This window comes from Actinophytocola sp. (assembly GCF_050699915.1).
Taxonomy (GTDB): Bacteria; Actinomycetota; Actinomycetes; order Mycobacteriales; family Pseudonocardiaceae; genus Actinophytocola.
On record NZ_JBOHGA010000319.1, the window covers coordinates 1 to 5,393 of the forward strand.

Annotated in this window: 4 protein-coding genes and 1 pseudogene; all 5 read left to right on the plus strand. The window is 73.2% G+C overall.

The features are described from left to right. Positions 1-182: 182 nt before the first annotated feature. Positions 183-920 (plus strand): ABC transporter ATP-binding protein, encoded by a 738-nt coding sequence (locus tag ACRDSK_RS31390; RefSeq protein ID WP_431445018.1) that lies wholly within the window; start codon positions 183-185, stop codon positions 918-920. 4 nt (positions 921-924) lie between these two features. After that, positions 925-3,471 (plus strand): ABC transporter permease, encoded by a 2,547-nt coding sequence (locus tag ACRDSK_RS31395; RefSeq protein WP_431445019.1) that lies wholly within the window; start codon positions 925-927, stop codon positions 3,469-3,471. Positions 3,472-3,490: 19 nt separating this feature from the next. Then, positions 3,491-4,129 (plus strand): phosphoadenylyl-sulfate reductase, encoded by a 639-nt coding sequence (locus tag ACRDSK_RS31400; RefSeq protein WP_431445020.1) that lies wholly within the window; start codon positions 3,491-3,493, stop codon positions 4,127-4,129. After that, entirely contained in the window at positions 4,129-5,010 is an 882-nt protein-coding gene (locus tag ACRDSK_RS31405; RefSeq protein WP_431445021.1) for a sulfite exporter TauE/SafE family protein, read from the plus strand. The genes ACRDSK_RS31400 and ACRDSK_RS31405 overlap by 1 nt, the downstream gene beginning before the upstream one ends. A 14-nt stretch (positions 5,011-5,024) precedes the next feature. Next, positions 5,025-5,393: pseudogene (locus ACRDSK_RS31410) on the plus strand (adenylyl-sulfate kinase); the annotation flags it as partial.

Sequence of the window (5,393 nt, forward strand, 5' to 3'; positions counted from 1 at the left end):
CCCGGCAGGCGCACACGTACCACCAGTATGCGAGCGCCTGCCGTGCACCGGCAGACACGACCCGGACTCCACCGGGTTATGCGCCGAACTTACGGACGGAACCACTAGGTACGGCCAGCCGTACCCCGGATTCACCGGGCATCCACCGCCTAACGGCCGGGTGGTTGCACGATGCTGTCGATATGACCGACCTCGCCTCGCGCCCGATCGTCGCCACCGCCGAACTCCGCCGCGTCTACGGCGAGGGCGAGACGGCCGTCCATGCCCTCCGCGGCGTGAGCACCGCCTTCCCGGCGGGCCAGTTCGCCGCCATCATGGGCCCGTCGGGCTCCGGCAAGTCCACGCTCATGCACCTGCTCGCCGGGCTCGACCGGCCGACCGCCGGCTCCGTCGTGGTCGACGGCTCCGAGCTCGCCAACCTCGACGACAAGGCGCTCACGCGGCTCCGCCGCGACCGCCTCGGCTTCGTCTTCCAGGCCTACAACCTCGTGCCCGTGCTCACGGCCGAGGAGAACATCCGCCTCCCGCTGACGCTCGCGGGCCGCAAGCCCGACCAGGAGTGGCTGGACCAGCTGATCGAGGCCGTCGGGCTCGGCGACCGTCTCGACCACCGCCCGTCCGAGCTGTCCGGCGGCCAGCAGCAGCGCGTCGCCGTCGCCCGCGCGCTCATCCACCGCCCCGCGGTGGTGTTCGCCGACGAGCCGACCGGCAACCTGGACTCGCATTCCTCCGACGAGGTGCTGGCGCTCCTGCGCCAGGCGGCCGACGACTTCGGCCAGACGGTCGTGATGGTCACGCACGACGCCCACGCGGCGTCGGTGGCCGACCGGATCGTCGTGCTCAACGACGGCCAGGTCGTGCACGACGGTCACGGGGAGAGCACCGAGGGCGTGCTCGACCTGATGAAGGCCGTGGCCTAGCCGCATGCTCAAGGTCGCGCTCAAGGGCCTGCTGGCCCGCAAGCTCCGCACGGCGCTCACCGGCTTCGCCGTGGTCATCGGCGTCGCCTTCGTGGCGGGCACGTTCGTGTTCACGGACACGATCGACGCGTCGTTCAAGGACCTGTTCGAGCGGACCCAGAAGGGCGTCGACGTGTCGGTCCAGTCGCGGATGGCGGTGGAGGAGGACTTCGCCACGCCGCCGCCGATGGCTCCGGAGACGCTGGAGCGGATCGAGGCGGTGCCGGGCGTGGAGGAGGCCATGGGCTCGGTGTCGCTCGACGCCGCGCTGCTCGACCGCGAGGGCGAGCCGATCCTCTCCCAGGGCCCGCCGACGCTGATCGTCTCCCACGGGCCCGAGCGGTTCGACCCGTTCACGTACACCGACGGCGGCCCGCCGGAAGGCCCGGACGAGGTGGTGCTCGACAAGGGCACGGCCGACGAGTACGGCTTCGGCGCCGGCGAGACGGTGACCGTCTCCGCCCGTGCGCCGAGCAAGCAGTACACGGTGTCCGGCGTCGCCACGCTCGGCGACTCGGAGAACCTCGCCGGCTCCCGCCTGGTCCTGATGACGCTGCCCGAGGCGCAGCGCATGCTCGCCGTGGACGGCTACCACGACATCAGCGTGGCCGCCGAGAGCGGCACGTCGCCTGAGGAGCTCAAGGCCGCGATCGCGGGCGCGCTGGGGCGCGATTTCGCCGTCCGCACGGGCGAGGAGCAGGCCGCGAAGACGGCCCAGGACCTCTCGGACGCGCTCGGCTTCATCCGCATCGCCTTGCTCGTGTTCGCCGGCGTCGCGCTGCTCGTCGGCGGCTTCCTGATCTTCAACACCTTCGCCGTGACCGTCGCCCAGCGCACGAAGGAGTTCGCGCTGCTGCGCACGCTCGGCGCGTCGCGGCAGCAGCTCATGCGCTCCGTGCTGGTCGAGACCGTGGCCATCGGGCTCGTCGCGTCGGTCCTCGGCATCGCCGGCGGCCTGCTGCTGGCGCCGGGGCTGGCCGCGCTGCTGGAGGCGTTCGGCATCGACCTCGGGACGACGAGCATCGTGCTCGAGCCGCGGACGGTGATCGTCGGCCTGGTGGTGGGCATGGTGGCCACGATCGCGTCCGGCTTCGTCCCCGCCCGCCGCGCCATGCGCGTCCTGCCCGTCGAGGCGATGCGCGACTCCGAGACGCCCGGAGCTCGCCCGCTGCGGCGGCGCCGGATCGTCGCCGCGGCGCTGGTGGAGGCCGCCGGAGTCTTCGTGCTCGCCTACGGCCTCGTCGGCGACGCCGGCTCCGGGAGCGCGACCGCCACGCTGCTCGGCCTGGGCACCGTGCTGATGATCTTCGGGCTCGCGCTGCTGGCGCCGACGCTCGTGCGCCCGCTGAGCAGCGTGATCGGCCGCCCGCTCGAGCGCCTCCAGGGCCTGACCGGCCGGCTCGCGCGCGAGAACGCGAGGCGCCAGCCGCAGCGCACGGCGGTGACCGCCTCGGCGCTGATGATCGGCGTCGCGCTCGTCGTGCTCGTCACGATCTTCGCCGCGGGCCTGAGCGCGACCATCGACAAGGGCATCGACGACCAGGTGCGCGCCGAGAGCATCGTCACCCACGAGGACGGGTTCTCGCCACTGTCGGAGGGCGTCCCCGAGCGCCTGGCGCAGGTCGACGGCGTGACCGCCGTCTCCTCGTTCCGGTTCGAGACCGGCCGGCTGGCCGGCGAGACCGGCACCACGAGCGTCAGCGGCGTGGACACCGGCACCGTGCGCGACGTGCTCACGCTCGAGTGGGTCGAGGGATCGGACGCGGTGCTCTCCGGGCTCGGGACCGGCAACGCCGCGGTCAACGACGAGTTCGCGGACGAGCGCGACATCGGGGTGAGCGACAGCCTGACCTTCACGACCGCGCGCGGCGACGAGGTCTCCTACCGCGTGAGCGGGATCTACGACGCGGCGGCGGGGATCGTCGGCGGCGTCCTTGTCGGCAACAGCTCGCTCGTCAACGCGTGGGAGTCCGACGACATCGCGTTCGCGATGGTCGCCGGCAGCGCCGACCAGGAGGCGCTCAAGCGGGCCGAGCAGGCCGCGCTGGCCGACTTCCCGACCGCCAAGCCGCAGACGATCGAGGACTTCAAGGAGGAGCAGAACCAGCAGGTCGCCGGCCTCGTGGGCCTCGTCTACGCGCTGCTCTCCCTGTCGGTGATCGTGGCCCTGCTCGGCATCGTCAACACGCTCGCGCTGTCCGTCCACGAGCGCACGCGCGAGCTCGGCATGTTGCGGGCGGTGGGCATGAGCCGCCGCCAGGTCAAGCGGATGATCCGCGGCGAGTCGGTGATCACGGCCGCGATCGGCGCGCTGATGGGCATCGTGCTCGGGATCGCGTTCGCGGCGATCGTGTCGCGCCCGCTCGCCGACGAGGGCTTCGTGTTCGAGCTCCCCGTGGTCACCCTGGTCGTCGTCGCGGTGCTCGCCGCGCTGGCCGGCGTGGTGGCGGCGATCCCCCCGGCGCGCCGCGCCTCGCGGGTCGACGTGCTGCGGGCGGTGACCACCGAGTAGGCGGCTAACCTCTGCGGCCGTGCGTGCCGCTCCCCCGGACCTCGAGGCCCTGAGCGCGCAGGAGGTGCTCGCTCATGTCGTGGCCGAGCACCACCCGCGCCTGTACGTCGCGTGCTCGTTCCAGAAGGAGGCGTCGGTGATCCTCGACATCCTGCTGGGGATCGAGCCGCGGGCGCGGGTCTTCACGCTCGACACCGGGGTGCTGTTCCCGGAGACCTACGAGACCTGGCGCCGGACCGAGCAGCGCTACGAGATCGAGATCGACGTCTACCGGGGCGAATGGATCGACGGCCTGTGGCAGCGCGACCCGGACGCCTGCTGCGGCATGCGCAAGGTCGAGCCGCTGGAGCGGGCGCTCGCCGAGGTCGACGCCTGGATCACCGGGCTGCGGCGCGACCAGTCGCCGGCGCGGGCCGGCACGCCCAAGCTCGGGCCGGACTCCGGGCACCCCGGCAAGCTCAAGTGCGCGCCGCTGGCGGACTGGTCGGACAAGGACGTCTGGCGCTACATCGCCGAGCACGACGTCCCCTACCACCCGCTGCACGACCGCGGCTACGACTCGATCGGCTGCATGCACTGCACGGTGGCCGGCGGTGGCCGCGACGGTCGCTGGGCCGGCACCGACAAGATCGAGTGCGGCTTGCACCTGGTCCCCTGATGGATCCGGCGATCGTCCTGTTCGGGCTGGGCGTGGGCGTCCTGGTGGGGACCACGGGCATGGGCGGCGGCTCGCTGATGACGCCGCTGCTGATCCTGGTCTTCGGGATCAAGCCGGTGGTGGCGGTCGGCACCGACCTCGCGTACGCGGCGATCACGAAGACCGTCGGCGGCCTGCGGCACCTGCGCAAGGGGACGGTCTTCCCCCGGATGGCGCTGTGGCTCGCGTTCGGCTCGTGCCCGGGCGCGCTCGCCGGCGTGTGGTTCCTGGACCGGATGCGGACGGCGATCGGCGCCGACTTCGACACCTTCATGATCCTCACGATCGGCGGGACGCTGCTGCTCACGGGCGCGCTCGTGCTGCTGCGGGCGCTCGCGGTCGCCGACCACGCGGCCCGCGAGCGCGGCGCCTTCCGCATGCAGCGCCGCCACAAGGCCGCCGCCGTCGCCCTCGGCGGCTCGGTCGGGTTCGTGCTCGGCGTCACGTCCGCCGGCTCCGGCACGCTGATCGCGATCGGCCTCATCATCGGCTTCCGGCTCAGCCCTCGGCGCGTCGTCGGCACGGACGTGGCGCACGCCGCCGTGCTGCTGTGGGTCGCCGCGTTCGCGCACCTGATCTCCGGGAACGTCGACTTCGCGCTCGCCGGCACGATCCTGCTGGGGTCGATCCCGGGCGTGTGGATCGGCGCCGGCCTGGCCTCGCGGCTGCCGGAGCAGGGGCTGCGGCCCGCGCTCGGCATCGTGATCTTCGCCTCCGGCCTGGCGCTGCTGGCGAAGGCGGGGCTCGAGCTGCCCGCCGCCGTGCTGGTCGGCGTGCCGCTCGCGCTGGCGGTCCTGACCGCCGCCGTGCTCCGCCGCCGGCACCTGGCGGTCCACTCGTGACGTCCTCTGAGCCGGCTCGCTCGGCCAACGTGGTCTGGCAGCGCGGCCAGGTCGGCCGCGAGCAGCGCTGGGCCGCCCTCGGGCACCCGGGCGCGACGGTGTGGCTGACCGGCCTGCCGGCCTCCGGCAAGTCGACCGTCGCCGTCGCGGTGGAGGCGCGGCTGCTCTCGGAGGGCCGCAGCGCCTACCTGCTGGACGGCGACAACCTCCGGCACGGGCTCAACGGCGACCTCGGCTTCTCGGCCGCCGACCGGGCGGAGAACGTGCGCCGCACCGCCGAGGTGGCGAGGCTGCTGGCCGACGCCGGGGCCATAGTCGTCGTCAGCCTCATCAGCCCGTACGCGGCGGATCGCGCGCGCGCCCGCGTGGTGCACGAGGACGCC

Excerpts from the sequence above, each read along its gene's own strand:
- ACRDSK_RS31390 (WP_431445018.1), top strand. The coding sequence starts at position 183 with ATGACCGACCTCGCCTCGCGCCCGATCGTCGCCACCGCCGAACTCCGC.
- ACRDSK_RS31395 (WP_431445019.1), top strand. The coding sequence starts at position 925 with ATGCTCAAGGTCGCGCTCAAGGGCCTGCTGGCCCGCAAGCTCCGCACG.
- ACRDSK_RS31405 (WP_431445021.1), top strand. The coding sequence starts at position 4,129 with ATGGATCCGGCGATCGTCCTGTTCGGGCTGGGCGTGGGCGTCCTGGTG.